The organism is Lewinella sp. 4G2, assembly GCF_001625015.1.
In the GTDB taxonomy this organism is placed as follows: Bacteria; Bacteroidota; Bacteroidia; order Chitinophagales; family Saprospiraceae; genus Neolewinella.
Window position 1 is genome coordinate 47,827 of record NZ_LVWJ02000014.1, and the last position, 19,290, is coordinate 67,116.

General features: G+C 56.3%; 19 protein-coding genes. 5 read left to right on the top strand and 14 right to left on the bottom strand.

Features of this window, described 5'->3' with window-relative positions:
* Positions 1-22: 22 nt before the first annotated feature.
* The 3 genes from A3850_RS02180 to A3850_RS02190 form a co-directional block, all read right to left on the bottom strand.
* Positions 23-2,389, bottom strand: a complete 2,367-nt coding sequence (locus tag A3850_RS02180; protein ID WP_231915271.1) for a thiamine pyrophosphate-dependent enzyme — start codon at positions 2,387-2,389, stop codon at positions 23-25.
* A gap of 284 nt (positions 2,390-2,673) precedes the next feature.
* Positions 2,674-3,417, bottom strand: a complete 744-nt coding sequence (locus tag A3850_RS02185) for a UDP-2,3-diacylglucosamine diphosphatase (RefSeq protein WP_068213746.1) — start codon at positions 3,415-3,417, stop codon at positions 2,674-2,676.
* A gap of 61 nt (positions 3,418-3,478) precedes the next feature.
* On the bottom strand, positions 3,479-4,258 hold the full coding sequence (locus A3850_RS02190; protein ID WP_157500827.1) for a thioredoxin family protein: 780 nt from the start codon (positions 4,256-4,258) through the stop codon (positions 3,479-3,481).
* Positions 4,259-4,551: 293 nt separating this feature from the next.
* Here A3850_RS02190 and A3850_RS02195 point away from each other — a divergent pair, with 293 nt between their 5' ends.
* Positions 4,552-5,673 (top strand): hypothetical protein, encoded by a 1,122-nt coding sequence (locus A3850_RS02195; protein WP_068213751.1) that lies wholly within the window; start codon positions 4,552-4,554, stop codon positions 5,671-5,673.
* 57 nt (positions 5,674-5,730) lie between these two features.
* On the top strand, positions 5,731-7,215 hold the full coding sequence (locus A3850_RS02200) for an O-antigen ligase (protein ID WP_068213755.1): 1,485 nt from the start codon (positions 5,731-5,733) through the stop codon (positions 7,213-7,215).
* Here A3850_RS02200 and crcB read toward each other — a convergent pair.
* The 7 genes from crcB to A3850_RS02235 all read right to left on the bottom strand — a co-directional run bounded on the left by crcB (position 7,198) and on the right by A3850_RS02235 (position 12,498).
* A complete protein-coding gene (gene crcB, locus A3850_RS02205; protein ID WP_068213757.1) occupies positions 7,198-7,566 on the bottom strand; it encodes a fluoride efflux transporter CrcB in 369 nt (122 codons plus the stop codon). The genes A3850_RS02200 and crcB overlap by 18 nt on opposite strands.
* Positions 7,566-8,693 carry an MraY family glycosyltransferase gene (locus A3850_RS02210; protein WP_082921569.1) on the bottom strand — a complete coding sequence of 376 codons (1,128 nt, stop codon included), beginning with the start codon at positions 8,691-8,693 and terminating at the stop codon, positions 7,566-7,568. The genes crcB and A3850_RS02210 overlap by 1 nt, the downstream gene beginning before the upstream one ends.
* 27 nt (positions 8,694-8,720) lie before the next feature.
* Positions 8,721-9,482, bottom strand: coding sequence for a tRNA pseudouridine(38-40) synthase TruA (truA, locus tag A3850_RS02215; RefSeq protein WP_068213760.1), 762 nt, complete (start codon positions 9,480-9,482; stop codon positions 8,721-8,723).
* Positions 9,482-10,213: a tRNA (adenosine(37)-N6)-threonylcarbamoyltransferase complex dimerization subunit type 1 TsaB gene (gene tsaB, locus A3850_RS02220; RefSeq protein WP_068213763.1), complete on the bottom strand. Its 732-nt coding sequence runs from the start codon at positions 10,211-10,213 to the stop codon at positions 9,482-9,484. Before tsaB ends, truA begins: the two co-directional genes overlap by 1 nt.
* The gene (locus tag A3850_RS02225) at positions 10,210-10,533 is read right to left on the bottom strand and encodes an MGMT family protein (protein WP_068213766.1); all 324 of its coding nucleotides are present in this window, start codon (positions 10,531-10,533) and stop codon (positions 10,210-10,212) included. The genes tsaB and A3850_RS02225 overlap by 4 nt, the downstream gene beginning before the upstream one ends.
* Positions 10,534-10,617: 84 nt before the next feature.
* On the bottom strand, positions 10,618-11,274 hold the full coding sequence (locus A3850_RS02230; RefSeq protein WP_068213769.1) for a sterol desaturase family protein: 657 nt from the start codon (positions 11,272-11,274) through the stop codon (positions 10,618-10,620).
* Positions 11,275-11,412: 138 nt separating this feature from the next.
* The gene (locus A3850_RS02235; RefSeq protein WP_068213772.1) at positions 11,413-12,498 is read right to left on the bottom strand and encodes a PLP-dependent cysteine synthase family protein; all 1,086 of its coding nucleotides are present in this window, start codon (positions 12,496-12,498) and stop codon (positions 11,413-11,415) included.
* A 210-nt stretch (positions 12,499-12,708) separates the two neighbouring features.
* Here A3850_RS02235 and A3850_RS02240 point away from each other — a divergent pair, with 210 nt between their 5' ends.
* Complete coding sequence (locus A3850_RS02240; protein ID WP_068213777.1) at positions 12,709-13,134, top strand: NUDIX domain-containing protein; 426 nt, start codon at positions 12,709-12,711, stop codon at positions 13,132-13,134.
* Between the two features lie 41 nt (positions 13,135-13,175).
* Here the strand turns inward: A3850_RS02240 and A3850_RS02245 are convergent, their stop codons facing one another.
* The 3 genes from A3850_RS02245 to A3850_RS02255 all read right to left on the bottom strand — a co-directional run bounded on the left by A3850_RS02245 (position 13,176) and on the right by A3850_RS02255 (position 16,491).
* On the bottom strand, positions 13,176-13,649 hold the full coding sequence (locus A3850_RS02245; RefSeq protein WP_068213780.1) for a hypothetical protein: 474 nt from the start codon (positions 13,647-13,649) through the stop codon (positions 13,176-13,178).
* 119 nt (positions 13,650-13,768) lie between these two features.
* Complete coding sequence (locus A3850_RS02250; protein ID WP_082921570.1) at positions 13,769-14,767, bottom strand: glycosyltransferase family 2 protein; 999 nt, start codon at positions 14,765-14,767, stop codon at positions 13,769-13,771.
* A gap of 80 nt (positions 14,768-14,847) precedes the next feature.
* Positions 14,848-16,491, bottom strand: a complete 1,644-nt coding sequence (locus A3850_RS02255; RefSeq protein WP_068213782.1) for a glycosyltransferase family 39 protein — start codon at positions 16,489-16,491, stop codon at positions 14,848-14,850.
* Positions 16,492-16,659: 168 nt separating this feature from the next.
* Between A3850_RS02255 and A3850_RS02260 the strand changes: the two genes are divergently transcribed.
* Positions 16,660-17,748, top strand: coding sequence for a site-2 protease family protein (locus tag A3850_RS02260; protein WP_068213785.1), 1,089 nt, complete (start codon positions 16,660-16,662; stop codon positions 17,746-17,748).
* Between the two features lie 4 nt (positions 17,749-17,752).
* Here A3850_RS02260 and A3850_RS02265 read toward each other — a convergent pair whose 3' ends face one another.
* Entirely contained in the window at positions 17,753-18,256 is a 504-nt protein-coding gene (locus tag A3850_RS02265) for an OmpH family outer membrane protein (protein ID WP_068213788.1), read from the bottom strand.
* Positions 18,257-18,399: 143 nt separating this feature from the next.
* Here A3850_RS02265 and A3850_RS02270 point away from each other — a divergent pair, with 143 nt between their 5' ends.
* The gene (locus tag A3850_RS02270) at positions 18,400-19,173 is read left to right on the top strand and encodes a glycoside hydrolase family 73 protein (RefSeq protein WP_068213791.1); all 774 of its coding nucleotides are present in this window, start codon (positions 18,400-18,402) and stop codon (positions 19,171-19,173) included.
* Positions 19,174-19,290: the final 117 nt, after the last annotated feature.

Sequence of the window (19,290 nt, forward strand, 5' to 3'; positions counted from 1 at the left end):
TTTTTTCGGCCTCATGCAGCTACTACTCCTGCATCAATTCCACGACGGCTTCCACTACGTCCATGACTTGCGGCTTACTCACGTAGTTACCGTCATCACCGTAAGCCGGGCGGTGCTCAGAAGCCGTCAGCGATTTGATGGGCGCATCTAAATGGAAGTACCCACCCTGCACCTCCAGCACCTGGTGGCGAATGTAAGCGGAGGTCGCGCCGGGTGAATCTTCGTCTACGATCAGCAGCCGGTTAGTCTTGCTGAGGTGACGCACGATCCGGTGTTCCAGATCGAATGGCAATAGCGTCTGCACGTCAATTACCTCTACGGAAACGCCTCGTTCTTCCAGCATCTCCGCAGCTTCCAGGGAAACCCGTACGCATGCGCCGTAGGTCACCAACGTTACGTCCGTACCGGGCCGCAAACATTCGGGCACGCCTAGCGGCACGGTGAAATTTGATAGGTTATCCGGCTCCGCTTCGTGCAGACGGTAACCATTGAGTACTTCAATCACGATGGCGGGGTCGTCCCCCAGCAACAAGGTGTTGTACATACCCGCAGCCTGCACGGCATTGCGGGGGACGCACAGGTGGATACCCCGCAAACTGCTCGTCAGCGCCGCCAGGTAGCTGCCACTGTGCCAGATCCCTTCCAACCGGTGCCCACGCGTTCGGATAATGAGGGGGCAGGATTGCTGGCCAGCCGTCCGCCAACGCAGGGTGGCTACGTCGTCCGTCAGGATGGGGAGGGCGTAGTAGATGTAGTCCAGGTACTGAATTTCAGCAATCGGCCGTAGCCCCCGCATGGCCATTCCCATCGCTTGCCCGATGATCGTCCATTCCCGAATGCCCGTGTCGAATACGCGGTGCTCCGTGAACTTCTCCTGCAGGCCGGCGAAGCCCTGGTTTACGTCACCAATCTTGCCCACGTCTTCTCCGAAAGCATAGAGTTCGGGTAGCTCGGAAAATTTAGCCGTGAAGTAGTGTTGCAGCACTTCATAAGCAGGGTGAGACTTGCTATCACTTCCATAAACGGGCGGAACCTCCGCTACTCGTAACGGGGATTTCGTGGTTTCACTCAGCAAGTTATCACCGATGTATTCGCGTAACTCGGCTTTGCAATCCTTCATCCAGCGCAGAAAGGCTGCCGGAAGGGCCTGCTCACCAACCTGAAAAGCCAGTCTCCGGCCTGCATCAATGAGCACGGAATCAATGGGCAGGTCTTCCTTTTGTACTTGTTGGCGGAATGCGGTGAAGGGTTCCTCGGAAAACTCGGTAGCGGGCAGCAGCGCCAGTACTTCATTCCTTTTTACGCCCAATCTTTCAGTGTAGGCATCCCAGGCGCGGCGGCGGGCGGCCATCACGTCCTTCTTGGCCTTTTTTTCTAACTCGTCCAGTTCGCTGGCTTCGGCTACGCCGGTCGCGATCATCCAGTGGCGGAACTGAGCGATACAATCCCACTCTTTTTCCCAGGCCAGTCGTTCGGCTGATTTGTAACGCTCGTGGCTACCGCTCGTGCTGTGCCCGTTAGGCTGGGTGAGCTCATCTACGTGGATGAGGGCAGCGCGATGGGTTTCGCGCGTCGTTTTCGCAGCCTGGCGGTAGGTCGTCAAAAGTGCGGGGTAATCCCAACCCTTTACATTGTAGATTTCGATCCCCCGGCCATCCTTACCGGCCTGCAGGCCAGCGGTGGCCTGGCTGATGCTCCCCTTCGTCGTCTGCTTTTCTACGGGTACGGAAATGCCGTAACCATCATCAACCACAGTAGCCACCATCGGTACTTTGAGGACGCCCGCGGCGTTCAGGGTTTCCCAGAAAACGCCCTCCGAAGTGGAGGCGTCACCGATCTCCGTCCAGGCAATTTCGTTGCCGTTGGTGGAGAAACCGGTAGGGAGGTCCTTACCCTCCCGGTAAATCTTTGAAGCGAAGGCTAGCCCCATGCCCCGGGCCATTTGTCCGGCCGTCGGGGAGGTGGCACTGCTGATGTTGAAGGTCTTGGTGTGGTCCAACCAATTACCCTCCGCATCAATGGTAGGCGTAGCGTGGTGGCCAACCATTTGCCGGCCACGGCTGAACGGGTCCTTTTCGCCGTCTGAGTAGAGCTGAGCGAGAATGTCCTCAACCGTTGCCAGGCCTAAAGCCAGTAGCAAGGTGTGGCCACGGTAATAATCGGCGCGCCAATCTCCGGGTTCAATGACCCGGGCCATGGCGAGCTGGTAAAGTTCCTTACCGTCGTCACTCACCCCGAACTTAGCCCGTCCGGTCAGCACATCCCGCCGGATCACCGCACTAAGCTGGCGGCTTAGCAGCGCCGTATAGTAATCGGACAGAATGCGGCTGGTGGTGTCAGCCTCATCCCTGGAAGCCATGGTGGCCTGATCAGGATTTATCGAGGGCAATGCTCAAAATTTTAGTCCACGGTGAACCGCGGTGGGTTAAGGGGTTCAGTCTCATTAGACGAACGGTGCTGCTCGGCAGCTCGGCATGAAAAGTGGTCGCTAAGCGAGCTCAAAGATAAACAACGTGCCTAAGTTACTGACAATGACTACGTTGCACAAGACAGTTTCAATTCTACGTGACCGCAAATTATTTACCAATCACCAAACCTCACTTCGGCTTCGTAGACGGGAACGGAATTATCCTCTAGTTGTTGACGTGCTAGCCATACAATCTACGCAGGAAATTATTTCCAATAAAGTAGCTCAACTCCTCCCTCATCGAGCCGGCAGTAGGAGTTGTAGTGAAGCCATTCCCCCAGATTCAGGTAGCGGCTACGCCCGTTGCTCAGGGTGTGATCGATCGGTAAATGCCGGTGACCGAACAGGCAGAAATCCAGGGAAGCGTCCTGCGCAAGCTTACGTTCGGAGTAGGCGACGAGCCATTCCTGGTCGGGCCCTAAGAATTCAGTTTCCGCTGGCTGGCTACTGCGGCTTCTACCGCTTAGAAAAAAGGCAAGCCGGATCGCAAAGTTGGGGTGCAGCCGGGCGTATAACCACTTTGCCCAACCGGCCGTGAACACCTTCTTCATCCGTTTATAGCCGTGGTCCCCCGGGCCCAGGCCATCACCGTGGGCGATGAGCACTTCGTACCCCTTGAGTTGAACCCGGAGGGCAGAAAAGTGCAGCTTTACGCCTACCTCCCGCTCCAGGTAATCAACCATCCACAGATCGTGGTTGCCCGTGAACACGTGGACCGGGCAACCCGAATCAACGATCTCCGCCAGTTTTCCCAGGAAGCGGACGTAGCCCTTGGGTACAACCTCTTTCCATTCAAACCAGAATTCGAAGAGATCGCCCACTAGGTAGAAGGCCTCGGCGTCCGTCCGCCAACAGTGGTCCAGCCAGGCTACGATCTGCCTTTCCCGCTCCCGGGAGCTTACGCGGGCGTCAACACCCAGGTGAAAATCACTAGCAAAGTAGATGGCCATAGCGGGGGCGGGTGAGTTAGCGGGCCAGGATCGCTCCGCCCGCCGCGTCACAAAGAAACGATCACCGCGCCAAAACACCCGCACGGGCGGCTCCGACGATCCGCTGGTCCGTCGTCCGCTGCGCTAGCAGCACCACTTCCAATCCATCGGTGTTCAGACCTTCTGGCACGGATAATTCAATCGTGCCTTCTTTCCTGGCCGGCTCGTGTTCGAGGGCCCGGACGACGTTGACGTGGCTGAGCTCCCGCCCCCGGTTTTCTCCGCGGTTAACGGAGGAATGAGCTTCGGTTTGCACCAGGGCGGCGCTCACCCGTAAGTCTTCTCCAACGGTAGCCAATTGGTACTGCACCCGTAGCTCATCCCCCCGTCGTTCTACACTTGTAGTCCCGAACGCTAGTGGAAGGGGTACCTGTTTTGCGGCGGCCACGAGCGCCCGCACTTCTTTTTCTCGGCTGCCTACGGTTTCCTTCCGCCCATTCACCACCAGTTGGGGCGTATAGGTGCGGGAGCGTAGCTGATCCGTATAATCCCGCTGCCGGGCGCTGTACCAAGGACTGCTGAAGGGGTCTTCCCAACCCAGGTAGTTCCAGTAATCTACGTGAAAGGAAAGGGCCAGCACTCCCTCCTCTCTGGCCAGTTCTCCCAGTAGACGATCCGCCGAAGGGCAGCTACTACAGCCCTGGCTGGTAAATAATTCCAGTACGGCAATGCCTTTGGAAGCCTCGTGCGTCGTGTCGTACACCATTTCGGGCGCTGCCGCAGGTGCCGGGTCAGGACTGAAATACAGGACCGCCATTAACCAGATAGGTAGCGATGCAAGTAGGAGCGTGACGTTTTTCATGGTGGGCTGATTTTGAATGGTAAGTGGCAAGCAAACGAGGCTTCCCTGCCAAAAGTGGTGCTGCGTATCCGCTGGAAGTGTCTTGAATTAGCCGGGGCCACGGAATTTACTGATGGGGCGTCAAATACCTAACTGGCAGTTCCGTCCAAAACCTGGATGGCTCGTCCGCCTTCCCATTTCCTGGCACCTGCGGCAGCGCCCATTGCCTGCTTGGGAAGAATTTCCATTTAGCATTCATATTAAGCCACGCCGGCCATTTCGTTACCTTTGCGCCCCGTTTACCATAACCACCGATGAAGTTAAAAAATAATGGCACCGCCCCCCCGCCCCTACTGGCCGGTGTGCTCCGCAGCCTTTGGCAATGGCGGAAACCCATCGTAATTACGACCCTCGTTGGTGGGCTACTGGCAGCGATTGTGAGTCTACTCCTGCCCGTCTACTACCAATCTACGACGAGCTTCCTGGCCGTGAACCCGGACCTGAATACGATCGATAACATCTTTGGCAACTCCAATGGCCGGATTGGCATCTACGGCGGCCGCGACGACATTGACCGGCTGCTGGCCATCGCGGAAAGCGACGAACTCCTGAGCCACCTCGTTGAAACCTTTGACCTTTACGGCGTCTACGAGATTGACTCCACCAATACGAAGAGCGCCATGAGCGTGCGGCGGGAACTGCTGAATAACTACCAAGTGGTCAAGACCCCCCGCAACACCCTGGAGCTTTCGGTAATGGATAAGGACCCCGAACGGGCGGCTGAAATGGCCAGATCGGCCCGCGAAAAGATCAGTGACATTAGCGTCAACATCATCACCGCCAACCACCGCCGGATCTACAATAGCCTGGGTGATGAGGTGAAGACCCGCGAACAACGCCTGGCCGACATCAATGCCTCCCTCAAAGAAATTCGTTCCTCTTCCGGCGTTTACAATACCGAAGTGCAGGGGGAAGTGCTCTCTACCCTATCCTCTTCCCTGGAAAATGACATTGCGACCACCGAAAGCCGGATCGAATCTTACCGCCAGCGCAACCGCCGCGCGGATCGGGACAGTATCGCCAAATTAGAGATCTCCCTGGCCAGCCTCACCAGCAGCCGGATAACGCTCGATACTCAGCTGACGCGCTTCAACGAAAACCTGGGCCCCATCAACGCCCTCGAAGAAAGACGGACGCTCCTCAGTAACGCCGTCTCCTACGATCGGCTGCGCCTAACGCAGTACGAGCGCCTGTTGGCCACGCAACAACGCGCCCTGGAAGTGGTGGAAGAGGCCCGCGTGCCCGTCGTAAAGGCAAAACCCGTCCGTAGCCTGATCGTGCTCGGTGGTCTGATCTTCAGTTTCCTCACGGCCGTCATCGGGGTACTGATCTTCGAAAGCGGGCGGCGCTACGACTGGAAAAGCATCTTTCAGTAAGCAACCCGCCTCGCCCCTCTGGAAACGCAAACCTGAAGGGCAGCCAGCAATTTTGCCATGCCCCCACCGCTAACCACGACGGCTCCCACGCTACCGCAGCAACGGCTCTACTACGGGTACGCTGCGGTTTCCCTGGTGGCTATGGTAGTAGCGCTGGCCACGGATAATTACCTGTTGCTTGGTCTTCCGGCCGTGATGTGGGTGCTGGCCCAGTCCTTTACTGACTTCCGGCCGCTGTTCTACCTGATGCTGGTGTTCATCCCCCTGAGTACGGACATCCAACTACCCGGTGGGCTGAGTACGGATATTCCTACGGAACCCTTAGCCGTTGGCCTTACCGGTTTGTTCGTGCTGCACCTGGCGCGGCACTGGCACGAATATGCATCCGAGCGCTTTTTGCACCCCATCGCCTGCCTGCTCTACCTGCACGTGGGGTGGATTCTCTTCACCACCTTCTTCAGCGCGGGGGTGACGACTAGCCTGAAGTTCTCCGCCGCGAAGTTGTGGTACGTGGGTGCCTACTTTCTAGTTCCCCTGCTGCTCATTCGATCGCGCAAGAGTTTGCTGATTGCGTTGAACTGTATTTTCTGGCCTCTCCTGTTCGTGGCCATCCAAACGTTGGTGCGCCACGCGGCCTACGGCTTCAGTTTTGCGGAACAACACCTGACCATGTACCCCTTCATGCCGGAGCACGTTAGTTACGCCGGGTGCCTTTCGGTATTTACCCCCTGGCTGATCTTTCTCCGGTGGTGGCGGGGCCGGCAGGGCAAATCCACCTGGTGGTGGACCTACCTGATCCTTCCCGTTTGGATGATCGCCGTTTACTTCACCTTCACCCGGGCGGCCTTCGTAGCGCTGGTCATGGCCGGCGGGGTGTACTTCCTCATCAAGTGGAAACTGTTGAAGCCGGTTTTGGCCCTCGCGGTGGTGGCCTTACTGCTGGGGTCAGCCTACGTCATTCAGGATAATAAATACCTGGACTATGCCCCGGACTATAACACCACCGTTAGCCACGATAATTTCGGCAACCTGATCTCAGCAACCTACAAATTGGAGGACATTTCCACCATGGAGCGCCTCTACCGCTGGGTTGCTGCCGGCCATATGGTGCCCTACGAACCGTGGACGGGCTGGGGGCCGGGCACCTTCCTCCAACATTACAAAGGGTACACCGTAGAGATGTTCCGCACCTACGTGAGTGATAATGAGGACGGGTCCGGTATCCACAGCTACTACCTGATGACGCTGGTGGAACAGGGCTTCCCTGGGCTTGTACTTTTCCTGGTCTACATTCTGGGTGCCCTGGTGTACGGAGCCCGGATGTACTACAGGCAACGGGACCCATATGCACGCAACGCCATCATGGCGGCCCTGCTGGCACTAATCATTGTAGATGCCTTCAACATCATCAACGACCAGATGGAGACGGATAAGATTGGCGCTCAGTACCTGCTCAATCTAGCCTTCATCATTGCCATGGGCAACTACCAAGTGGAGCGTAAAGACAGCAATGATCTCGAAAAGCTAGCGGAGCCAGAGTAGGGTGACCCAAATGGCGACCAAGCCCGTGAACAAACTGATGGCGGCGTAAGTGAGCGCAGCCCCGTAGTGCCCCGCCTCCAGCAGACTTAACAACTCCGCGCTGAAGGTGGAGAACGTCGAAAAACCACCGCAAAAACCAGTGACCAGCAGGAAGGATAACTCCTTTGGTAATTGCTCCTTTGCCAGCAACGCCAAAAGGACTCCCAAAAGTAAACACGCCAATGCGTTGGCCAGTAGGGTTGCCCAGGGAATGTCCCCTTCTGCGAGTTCCGCCAGGGGCAGTAGCCGGGAAATGGCGTACCGGCAGAGGCTGCCCAACCCACCCCCCAGGAATACGAGTAGCCAGGGCATTAGGCCTTTTGGTTAAGGGCCAGGGTCTCCCGCGTTCGCTTGTTCCGCTTATTCTTGAGGTAGATCGCAGTAGAGATTGAGGTGGTAACGCCGACGATAATCAAGATTAGGAAATGAAGGTCCAGCAATGGGTCCAGGTAGTAAGCCAAGCTGATGATCGTGAGATTGTATAGCCCGAGCGCGGTCGTAGCTTCCAGGTGAGTTAGCCCGGCATCTACTAGGAGGTGGTGCACGTGGCGGCGGTCCGCCTGCATTGGGCTGAGGCCGCGCAGTAAGCGCACGCTGAATACGCGGAAGGTATCAAATAAAGGCACAATCAGGATGGCAATACAGATCGCTACGGGGTTCGTAAATCGGTACTTTTCGGTGAGTTCCGCCGTACTTGCCGTATCGATGAATTCGACCGCGAGCACGCCCAGTACCAGGCCAACGACCAGAGAGCCGGAATCCCCCATGAAGGTCTTCGCCGGCTCCATATTGTAGCGCATATAGCCCAGCAGAGAACCGGCCGTGGACATTGCCAACACACTCAGGGCGAGATTATCCGTGATGTAGAACCAGACCCCAAAGGAGCAACAGGCGATCGTCCCCACCGTACCAGCCAGCCCGTTAATACCGTCAATCAGGTTGAAACCATTGACAATGACCAGAATGGTGAACCCAGATAGCAGGATTGAAAAGAATTTGTGGAATTCCCAGTACTGGTAGAAAAGACCGTAAAAGCTTTCCAGCCGTACCCCCATAATTACCACGATGGAGAGGGCGAGAATTTGCCCTGCTGCTTTATAACTCGCGGTGAGGTCCTTCAGGTCATCCATGAAACCCACCATAAATACGATGAGGATGGCGGCGGTGATGTACTGTAACTCACCCACCACCTCCGAGGGCGTCATCACCAATATCGAGAACAGGATACCTAGGGTGATGGCAATCCCACCTACGCAGGGAGTGATCTCTTTGTGGCTACTGCGGTCCACAACACCGGAAACGATTTGTTTTTCGACCCCGATCCTGATGATGGACGGGGCCATCGTCAACACCATCGTAAGTGGCATCAGGAAACTGAGCAGAAACGTCACTTCGGCGGAGCCGGCCAGTTGGGAAAAGTATTCGAGGCTTACTTGCACGAGCGGGATGCAGGATTTGCCACAAACTTACGACTTTACCCGTTCCCAGCCGTCGCGGTCAGCGTACTTCACCGAGCTGAGAAAGAGCCCCGCCGCCGGTGCGCTCCAGGGGTTTTTAAGCGGGCGCTGGTTATCAAGCGCCTGTTCCACCTCTGCTAATGACAGTTTCCCGGTCCCAACGCGCAAGCACATTCCTACGATCAGGCGTACCATTCCCCGGAGGAATCGGTCGGCGTCAATACGAAAAGTCCACTCCTCATCGGTAAATTCCCAGTTGGCCCGGCGTATTTCGCAATTCATCGTGAAGGCATCAGAGTTCGTCTTGCAGAAAGGGGCAAAGGCAGAGTAGCTCAACAAGAGGTCCGCGGCCCGTTGCATTTTGTCCTGGTCCGCTGAGGCAAATTGCGGCAGGCTCGTCACGGTGTGCTGCCGGAACGGGTCCTTTTTCAGCGTCATCCGGTAGGTATAACCACGATCATTAGCCTGGAAGCGGGCGTGGAAATCTTCCGCTACCTTGTACAGTCCCAAGAGAGCGATATCCTCATCGACGAAGCGATTGTACCGGCGTTCAAAAGCGGGCGGGATCACCCCGTCAAAGTCAAAGTGGGCCACGTAATAGCTGGCGTGCACGCCGGCGTCCGTCCGCCCGCAACCGATGATCTTGATCTTTTCGCCGAGGATGGTGCTCAGGGCGGTATCCACGCGCTCCTCCACGGTCATGGCGTTGGGCTGGCGTTGCCACCCGGCGTAGTTGGTGCCATTGTAGGCCAGTTCGAGTACGTACCGCATCAGCCCAGTGGTTTTTTCTTCGATTTGGTCACGAAGGGAGGGTTCAGGTAAGCGGGCTCGTACGTCGCGCTATCCACGATCCGGGAATAAGCGGGCGCTGCCGCGGGTGCCAGAAGAAAGGTAGCGCGGCAAGTATCGGGCGCCAAAAATTGGACCGGAGCTCCAGTGGGAAGCATTTCCTGTACTCTTTGTTGGCCGGGGCCGGTGACCGTAATTGCTGCCCCTCCAACAACTTCTAGGAGGTCCTCCAACCACGTCTCTTCGGTCAGGATAATGTTTTGTGGGTTTACCCAGTAGCCAGCGGACCGATCCGATTCCCCATCACCTGGCACCTGCGGCAGCGCCCCGAGATCGTACAACTGGCCGTATACCTGGCCCCTGCGGGAATTGATGGTGGGCAGAACCAAGCCAGTGTGGCCAGTGGCGAGCGCCAACGCACTCAGCGTAGGAACCACCCGCAACTGAAGCCCGGGCAGGGCTAAGCAAAGTCCCTTCGCCGTAGCGGCCCCGACGCGCAGCGAAGTGTAACTCCCCGGCCCATCGCTGAGGACAACCTCTTGCAATTGCTGAAGGTTAATACCGGCTTGTTCCGCCACTTGGCGAATGAACAGCGTCAGGTGAGAGGCGTGTTGAAAGGGATCCGCGGACGTATGTTCCGCCAGGATCTCGCCGGCCTGCGCGATGGCGACCGAGCAGACGTCCGTCGCCGTTTCCAGGAGTAATTGAGTCATGGAAGGAGTTCGATCGGGTCCCAGAATAGGTCTTTAAAGTTGTCCACTTTATCGTCGGTGACGGAGATGCCTTCCTCCTCCAGCCGTTCCTGCATGGTGGTGGGCGTAGGGAAAGCGTTGCGGCCGCTCAACTCCCCCTTGCGGTTGAGGACGCGGTGGGCCGGCACGTCTTCGCCCGGCATACACTTGTTCATTGCCCAACCTACCATCCGGGCGCTGCCGAGGGTAAGAAAGCTCGCAATGGCACCGTAGGTCGTCACCCGCCCGCGGGGGATGGATCTGGCTACGTCGTGTACGTCTAGAATGTATTGGGCTGGCAAGGAAAGGTCTTTAGTCTGTAGTCTATAGTCTGCAGTCTGGACTCTACAGACTACAGACTATAGACTACAGACTTTGAACTGCTTTCACCTCACAATCTCAATCGCCTGCTGCTTATCCCGTTCGGATTTGTGCATGGTACCGAAAACGTAATCCCACAGCGGTTGGGAGACGCCGAAGAGGACCTCATCCTCACTGTAGTGGTGCAGCGCGTGGTTGATCCAGAGTGCTTTCAGAAAATTTTTGGGTGGCGGGTACATATGGACCATGTAGTGCACGACCAGGTACATCGCGTAGCCCACCACGAAACCGGCCAGGTAAGCGAAGGCGTAATCACCCAGGATGAATTCAAAGAGGAAGAGCAGCAAGGTTGAAATAGCGATGGCCGCGATGGGAGGCATGGCGAGCCGTTTCTTATCCTTTGGGTAATCGTGGTGAAAACCGTGGAGGTTGTAGGTCATTTCTTTGTACCCTTCACTCGCTCCGTGCGGCGGGTGGTACACCCAGCGGTGGATGAAGTACTCCGCAAAAGTAAAGCCGAGGGTTCCCAACAAGAATAGACCAATCACGGCTACCGGGCTTACTTCCGTAGCAGTCTCGGTGTAGTATAGCAGGCCGATGGCATAGACAAAAAAGATGACGATCGGCGTCGCAATGTGGGTTTGGGTCAGGCGATTGAGAAACTTATTCTCAAACATCGGTGGCGCCTCACCATTGGACTTAAATTTCTGTGTAGAAGCCATGTTGGGTGAATGCTTAATGCGAAAAGGGTGGCTTTAAATAACGGGCCGAGTAAGCAATTTGCAGTACGCGCCGGAGGGCATTTTGGTTGGTTGAGCGGGGCATCTTTAACCTAAATCCCCTTAACCAGAGGACCCAAATTAAACCAGGTTCAACTTTTGCTTGATCTTGCGGCCGTACATCCGCTTGTACACCCGGTACATGCGTTGTAAGTGCTTGACGCTATAGGAAGCCGGCTCGCCGGTTGGGGTGAGGAAGCCTTGCTCCTTCATCCACTCCTCATTGTATATCTTACCGAGGTAGCGGGTTCCGTGGTCCGGGAAAAGGACGACGACGACATCATCCTTCGTCAGCTGTTTGCGGATGGCGAACACGGCTTCGAGGGCGGCACCACTGCTGTAGCCGAGTAGCAAGCCTTCCCGGCGGGCGATCTCCCGTACGCGGAGCGCGGCGGCGCGGTCACCAACCTTAATGAACTCATCGATGAGGTCGAAAGCCACGTTATCGGGTATGATCGTTTTGCCGAGGCCTTCCACCTTCCAGCTGAAGATCTCATTGGTGTCAAACACACCCGTTTGCCAGTACTTCTTCAGGACGGAGCCGTAGGCATCCACCCCGACGACGGTGACGTCCGGGTTCTTTTCTTTCAGGTAACGGGCAGTGCCGGAGAGGGTGCCCCCGGTGCCGGCACAGCAAACGTAGTGGGTCACCTTGCCTTCGGTGTCCTCCCAGATCTCGGGACCGGTGGAGTGGTAGTGTGCACCGGAATTATCCAGGTTCCAGTTCTGCCGGAGGTAGATGCTGTTGGGGATCGTGCCGGCCAGTTCCTCCGCGCGGGAGTAGTAGCTTTCGGGGTCTTCCGGTGCAGCGTCCTTCGGGCAGAGGACGATTTTGGCGCCGAGAGCTTTTAAGAGGGCGATTTTCTCCGGGCCGGCCTTATCCGTCAGCGTCAGGATACACTTGTAGCCCTTGACGGCGGCGATCATGGCGATGGAGTAGCCGGTGTTGCCCGAGGTAGCTTCGATGATGGTCGCGCCGGCCTGGATCCTACCCTTACGCTCGGCCTGCTCGATCATGTACATCGCGGCGCGGTCCTTGGCGGACTGGCCGGGGTTATACGCTTCCACTTTGCCGTAAACCTTGGCGGGGATGCGGTCTCCGCAGATTCTATCGAGCGCCACGAGGGGCGTCCGGCCAATGGTTTGGATAACACTATCGTAACGCATAAAATGTAGAGTTCAGTTGTGGCCCTTAGGACGCATCGTAACGATCGAACGTCACCAGTTTCGGCACTGTTCGGGTAGCATTCCGAACGCCCACGGGCCAATTGGATAAATTCAACCACCGCTTATCCGGGATTAGTCGATATTTACCAGCCACAAAAGTAACCAAAACCGTCGGGTTGCTGACTTTACTCCGACCTCCCCTACCCCATTATGGCCAAGTTCTCCGTTTCCCTCAAAGCCCGTTTGTTACTCCAGGACCGGGGCAAACTACTGCTCCTCAAACAAACCAAACCCAACGGGGGGAATTACTCTCTGGTTGGGGGCACGATCGAACGCAAGGAATTCGCCATGCAAACCCTCATCCGCGAATCCTGGGAGGAAGCCGGCATCGAACTTAGTGAGGACGACCTCGAACTCGTCCACGTACTCCACAAACGGTCCTCCAAGGAGCACCGAATCGTACTGTATTTCCGCGCCTACCACTACGAGGGCAACCCCGAAAGCAAGGAACTCCAAAAATTTGAAAACGTGGAATGGTGGTCGCTCAAAGAGTTACCGCGCAACCTGACGAGTACCGTCCGCCACGTACTCAAAGCCTACAATGCGGGGCTCATTTATTCCCACCTAAGGAAGTAAAAAGGGTCAGTTCAGGGCCGTCAATAGATACCGAAAACTAATCAGGCATCATCCGGTGCCCTCCGCTCGAGGTGCATTCGCCCGAGGCGGCGGCCGGACTTGAAGACCTCCTCAGTCACCTCCTGCCAGTAACCATTGAGCACGGGGTTCCAAATATCATCGCTCAGAACGATCTGGTACTGTCGGTTGAATTCCGGGATCAACTCATTCGTGGGGTCGCCAGCGAAGGCGACTTCTTTTAACTCCATGGAGCCATCGCCATACAGGCGGCCCTTCAGGTCCATGCGCAGCGTTGAACCGTTAGGGAGTTGGACGTAGCTGCGCCCTTCCACCGTCCGGCCGATGGTTTTCAGGTAGAGTTGCATGGGTAGCCGTTGGGTTCCGTCCAGCCCACCTACGATCATGGTGCCTTCCCAAATTCCGTCTAATCGCTCGTTCTGCCCGGCCAGACTGACGCTGAGGAGTAGAGCGAGAGGCAGGAAGAAACCAAGAAGTAGTGTGCGAGAGGGGACCATACGGCAATTAACGTCAAAGAAACGAAGGGGTTGTCCGTCAGCAACTGAACAACCAGTACTCAGGATGCCGTATTTCCATCATCTGGCGGTTAGCCTTCGCGGGAAACCCAAACTTAGGTTCACTGCCGTGGCAGGGCCATCCGACTACGGGCGACCTTAGATTCAGTTGGCTCCGGAGTCGTTACGAGCTCTCCCCGAAACACTTCCCGGATACGGTAGGGCCGCTTATCCTGGCTTTCGTAGTAGGTACGCATCAGTACTTCAACGATGATGCCCACCGTAATGAGTTGGATCCCCCCCAAAATCAGCACCGCCCCCAAAATGAGGATCGGCCGGCCCCAGACGTCCTGACCCATGATCTTTAGGGCTAACAAGTACAGGTTGATGATGGCGCCGAGCACGAACAGAACCATCCCCGACTGAGCAAACAAGTGCATCGGTTTCTGGAGATACTTCTTGAAGAAGAGCATGAGCATCAGATCGCTCACCACTTTGAAAGTACGACCGAGACCATACTTACTTACCCCAAACTGCCGGGCGTGGTGGCGCACCGGGATCTGGGTGATCCGCGCGCCTTCTAGGCTGGCCAGGACGGAGATAAAGCGGTGGAGTTCTCCGTAAATGCCCATATCCTTGGCAATCTCGGAACGGAACAACTTCAGCGCACAACCATAGTCACGCAAGTGCACGCCACTCAGGTTTCTGATGATCCAATTGGCGATGCGGGAGGGGATCTTCCGGAGGAGGGCGCCATCCTGACGGTTGACGCGTTCCCCGACCACGAGGTCCCAATTCTCCGCTTCCAGGAGTTGGAGCATGGCGGGGAGATCGAGCGGATCGTTTTGCAGGTCGCCATCCATGGTGGCGATGTAGGTCCCGCGGGCGACGTCGATACCGGCCATGAGGGCCAGGGATTGACCGTAGTTTTTGCGAAACTCTACGATGACGAGGCGCGGATCATCCAGGCTGCGCAGTTCCGCAACGGTACCGTCCGTACTTCCGTCGTCCACGTAGATGATTTCGTAGTCGAGGCCCACGAGCGCGGCGTTGATCCGCTCCACGAGGGGGCGAATATTCTCACGTTCATTGTAGACGGTGACGATTACGGACAACTGCATGCCGCAAAGATAGAAGGTATTCGCCGCTACCAGTTTGCCGGTTATCAATCGCCAACAAGGTGGATGCGTACCACCGCGTTTTATTCGTCGCCGGGCTTCAGGGTGCCCATCCCGTCCATCATGCCGCCCAAGCCCATCCGGGCGCGGTCGGTCGGTGGGATTGCAAAGGGCCCGATAGGGTAACTACTTCGGTGGTGGCGGAGGTAGACGCTGTCGACGGCTTCCACTTTGATATCGGGGTACTGCCAGGGAGAGGTCAGGTACAATGTCTTATCGTCAAATCCTTCCCAAATACGCGGGATGATGGCACCGCGGGCTTGCGTCAGGTAATAGCCCGTGGCCGGTTCAATTAGGGAATAGCCGTAGATGGCTACTTGGTCCTCTTTAGTCGTTTCCATGGCAGCCACGGCGGTTTTGCGGACGGCGATTCCGCGTTCGTCACCCGCCGCCCTTGGGGGGAGTACGAAGAAGTTGAAGGCCACCCGGGCAATCAACAGAAACACCGCCACGTGGAGGAGGTACCCGCGTTGGCGCTTCCATCCGGTCCACACCACCGCACCCGCGGCAGCGCCCAAGAGAATGCTTTTAAGCCAGGCGTAGCTCACGATTGCCGTCTCCGGCACGAGCGGTACGAAGGGCAGTGCAATAGCAATAACCGACATCGTGCCCAGCAGCAGATAACGAAGGCTCCGGTAGGTCAGGGTGCGCTGCCGCAGGTGCTGGGTGTGTAGGTAGAGGCAGCTGCCGAAGAGAAGGGGAAACAGCATGAGCAAGTACCGGGGGTAAACGTTGGGTGATAACCAATAAATAGGCAAATTGGCCAGGAACGCCACCAGGCAGAAGGCGGCAAAATTATTGGTTTTTAACCGCGCCCAACTACCTCGCTGGAGGAGATAGGCCAGCAGGAGCGTCCACGGCAAAAAGTGATAACTCATTTCGAATGGGAAGCCCGCTACGTGCGCCACGTTTTCCCAAATGGAGTGTGCCGCCGCGGTGCGTTTGCCAGATTCCAGGAAGAGCCGATCCACCACCAACGACAGATCTACGTACTGACTGTATTGCCAGTAATATAGGCTGAGCAGGGCCACGCAGGCCACCCCGGATAGCAAGTGAGCCGGACGGATGAACTGCTTCCAGGCCTTCACCCAGGTCAGCAACGCAAAGATGGTCACCCCCTGAAAGACGATGGCCGGCAAACCCTTCAGCATGAAACCGACCGCCGTGAGGCCATAACTCCAGGCGAAGGCGCGCCACCATTGCCCCTTGCTGCCGTATTCGTAAAGCAGCATGATCTGTGCGTACACCACCCAGCTGAAGGTGACGTCGATTAAGCCGAGCATGCTGTCCCAAAAGAGCATCCGCCCACAGGTGACCACCGTAAGGGCGTGCAATCCAGCGAGGGAACGGGAAAAGTGTTTGCGGGAGAAGTAGTAGGTCGTCGCGGCAAATCCCAGTACACTCAGTACCGTCGGGAAACGAGTAGCGAATTCGCCGGCCCCACCAAACAGGGAGAAACTGATGGCCAGGATCCAGTTAAACAGGGGTGGTTTGTTGAGGTACACATCCCCGTGCATCGTGGGCGATACGTAGTTCCCGGACCAGATCATTTCCTGAGCGACCAGCGCCCGGATTGCCTCATCATCGATAAAAACCATGGCCCCGAGGTGAATCAGCAGGGCGGCCGGAAGGAGGATAAGAGCGGCAATGAATAGGGTACGGTTCATCCGCCGCGAAGGTAGTTACTTTGGCGGCAGCGGCGACGGGCCCAAGCAGGGGCAGCCATTTGCCAATACAACTCCTACGCAACAAAAGGGAGCGATCAATCATCTACTGAAAAACCTTTCATCATTCTTACTTACTCCTGGCGTGCCGGCAGATTATTTGGCGTCCCGGTGGACTTGCACTGGAGTTTCGTGCTGGTCGTTCCGGGCATTCTTTATTTGAGTTATCAGCCCGAGGTAGGAATCGTGCGGGAGGCGTTGACCTGGTACCTTTCGGTCGGGGTGTTGCTCTTCCTGTTCGTACTACTACACGAGCTGGGGCACGCACTGATGGCTCGCGCCCGAGACGTAACGGCGGAGAAAATTGTTCTCTTTCCGCTCGGAGGTGGCGCCTTCCTGCCCGACCCTCCCAAAACCGTGGTGGATGAGCTACTGATCTACGGAGCCGGGCCGGGAGCGAACCTACTTTTAGCGGCCATTGCCCTACCCTTCCTCTATTTCCAGCCGGACGGTGATTTATTATTACGGAGTTTCGTTGACCCCTTTGGTAATTACGTAGTGCAGCCCGACCGGATGGACCAATTACTGGGCGTCAGCGTGGCGGTCAACCTAATTCTGGCCATTGGAAACCTGCTGCCAGCCTATCCCCTCGATGGTGGGCGGATGCTAAGAGCTTTACTGCGCCGGCCACTCGGTGAGCGCCCGGCGGTAGTGGTGGTTACCCTGCTCGGGATGCTGATTGGCATCTCTTTACTAGGTCTCGCGTGGTACCTGAAGGATCCGCTCTTAGCCTTCGGTGCATTGTTCATCGCGGGGACGTCCGCCGTGACCTACCGCAGCGGATGGCAACGGAGAAGACTGAGTAAGAAGACCGTTAGTGCAGTAGTGAGAGCGATAGATGACCTTCCGATCAAATCACGTTTATACGCTGGCGACGCTACCACTAAGGCTCACCGAATATTTAGCGTCACCAACTGGCCGGTGCTGCCCGTTTACGATGGGTGGAATGCGCTGCGTGGCTTCGTTTCCCGAGAAACATTAGAGGATGAGGACCCCGCCACGGAAGGCAGCGTCCTCGACATAGCGGAATTCGAATTCGTGACCGCCGCGCCGGGTGACAACCTGCTGGAAGTAACGGAGAAGATCGTGGCAGCCAACGTCTACGGCGCCGCCGTCTACGGCAATCGGGGAAGAATACTGGGCTTCGTCTTCACCGAGGACATCATGGAGCTGCTGGGGAAGGGCAATCGCCGCCGCTAACGAGTTATTTCAACGCCGCTTGTACGGCTTCCGTCAAATCATTCCCTTCGGCTACGAACAGCACTGCATTGAAAATGGAAGAGTCCATCACGATATCGTAGCCCCGAGCTCTGGCGATCTTTTCAATGGCTGCCTTTGCCCGTTGTACTACTGGAGCAAGGAGTTGGCCCCGCCGAACTTCGATCATTTGGGGGATACGCTGTTGCAGCTGCTCAATTTCGGTCTGCATGCCCTTTAACTTAGCTTGTTCCTGCTGTAGTTGAATGGGGGTGAGGTTTTCCACATCAGCTCTGACTTTCTCGTACAGCGTACGAAATTCTTCGGTCTGCTTTTCCAGGACGGTGCCAAGGGAGTCATTCAGGGAGGCGAGGATACCATCAGCCGTCTTTACTTCGGGCATGACGCTCAGGACGTTTCCAAAATTCACGTGCGCCAGTTTCTGTTGGGCGGAAACGGAAGTCATTGATGCGAGGCACAAAGCGGTAATGAGGACGAGACGGTAGATCATAAGTACAAAACTTGTGCGCGCAAAACTAAAGGGCAAGCCCGCGATAGGGCCTTACCAAAGGGTTAAAGAATAATTAAACGAATTGTTGTTTTTAGTTTTTAATTTCAAACAATGCGTCTATCTTTGCTTCACAAGCAACACTAATGAAACAGAATATACCCAGCATTCCTTCCGGCCTGCGACTACTCTTTCGGGGCCTCTATCACAAGATTCACGCTCAAGTGACGAGTCCCTACACTAAGCTCGTCGTGCTGGCGGCATTGGTAATTATTGTCATGCAGCGGGAGATCAGCTTCAGCATAAATATTGACGGTGGTAGCCTGCTGCGCGTAAATGAGCAATCCGTATTCACCAACAGTGAGGAAGGCCCGCAAGTGTTGGCCATCGCAGCTTCAACCTCGGGCGCTGAGTCCGTTGCGGCCATCGACGACAAATTGAGCGCGCGGCGTAATTGGACCAAAAAGCAACTCGCTCAGTTGAGCTACGTAAAGGACTTCCGCTCCGCTGCACTGGATGAGTACCGCCGCCACGGAATCCCTGCCAGCATCACGCTCGCGCAGGGGCTATTGGAAAGTGGCCACGGCACGTCTACCCTAGCCCGCCGGAACAACAATCACTTTGGGATCAAGTGCTTCAGTAAAAAGTGTAGAAAAGGCCACTGCTCGAACCATAGTGATGACCACCACAAGGACTTCTTCCGCAATTTTTCCGACCCATTTGAGAGCTTCGCGGCCCACAGTCAGGTACTGTTAAAAAACCGGTACAAGCCGTTGTTCCGTTTGGGTCACCGCGACTATAAAGGTTGGTCCCACGGGCTGCGCAAGGCCGGCTACGCTACGGACCCACGGTACGGCGATAAATTGATCCGTCTCATCGAAGACTTGGAGCTCTGGCGGTACGACCGCATCAGCGCCTAGCCAATGAGTGCATTATTAAAATAAGTAAGCTGCTGACCAAGCAGCTATCAAGAATTATAGGTTTGACGTTTTGAGTGTTGTATAGCCCGTTCACATTGGGGGCGGGCTTTTTTCTTC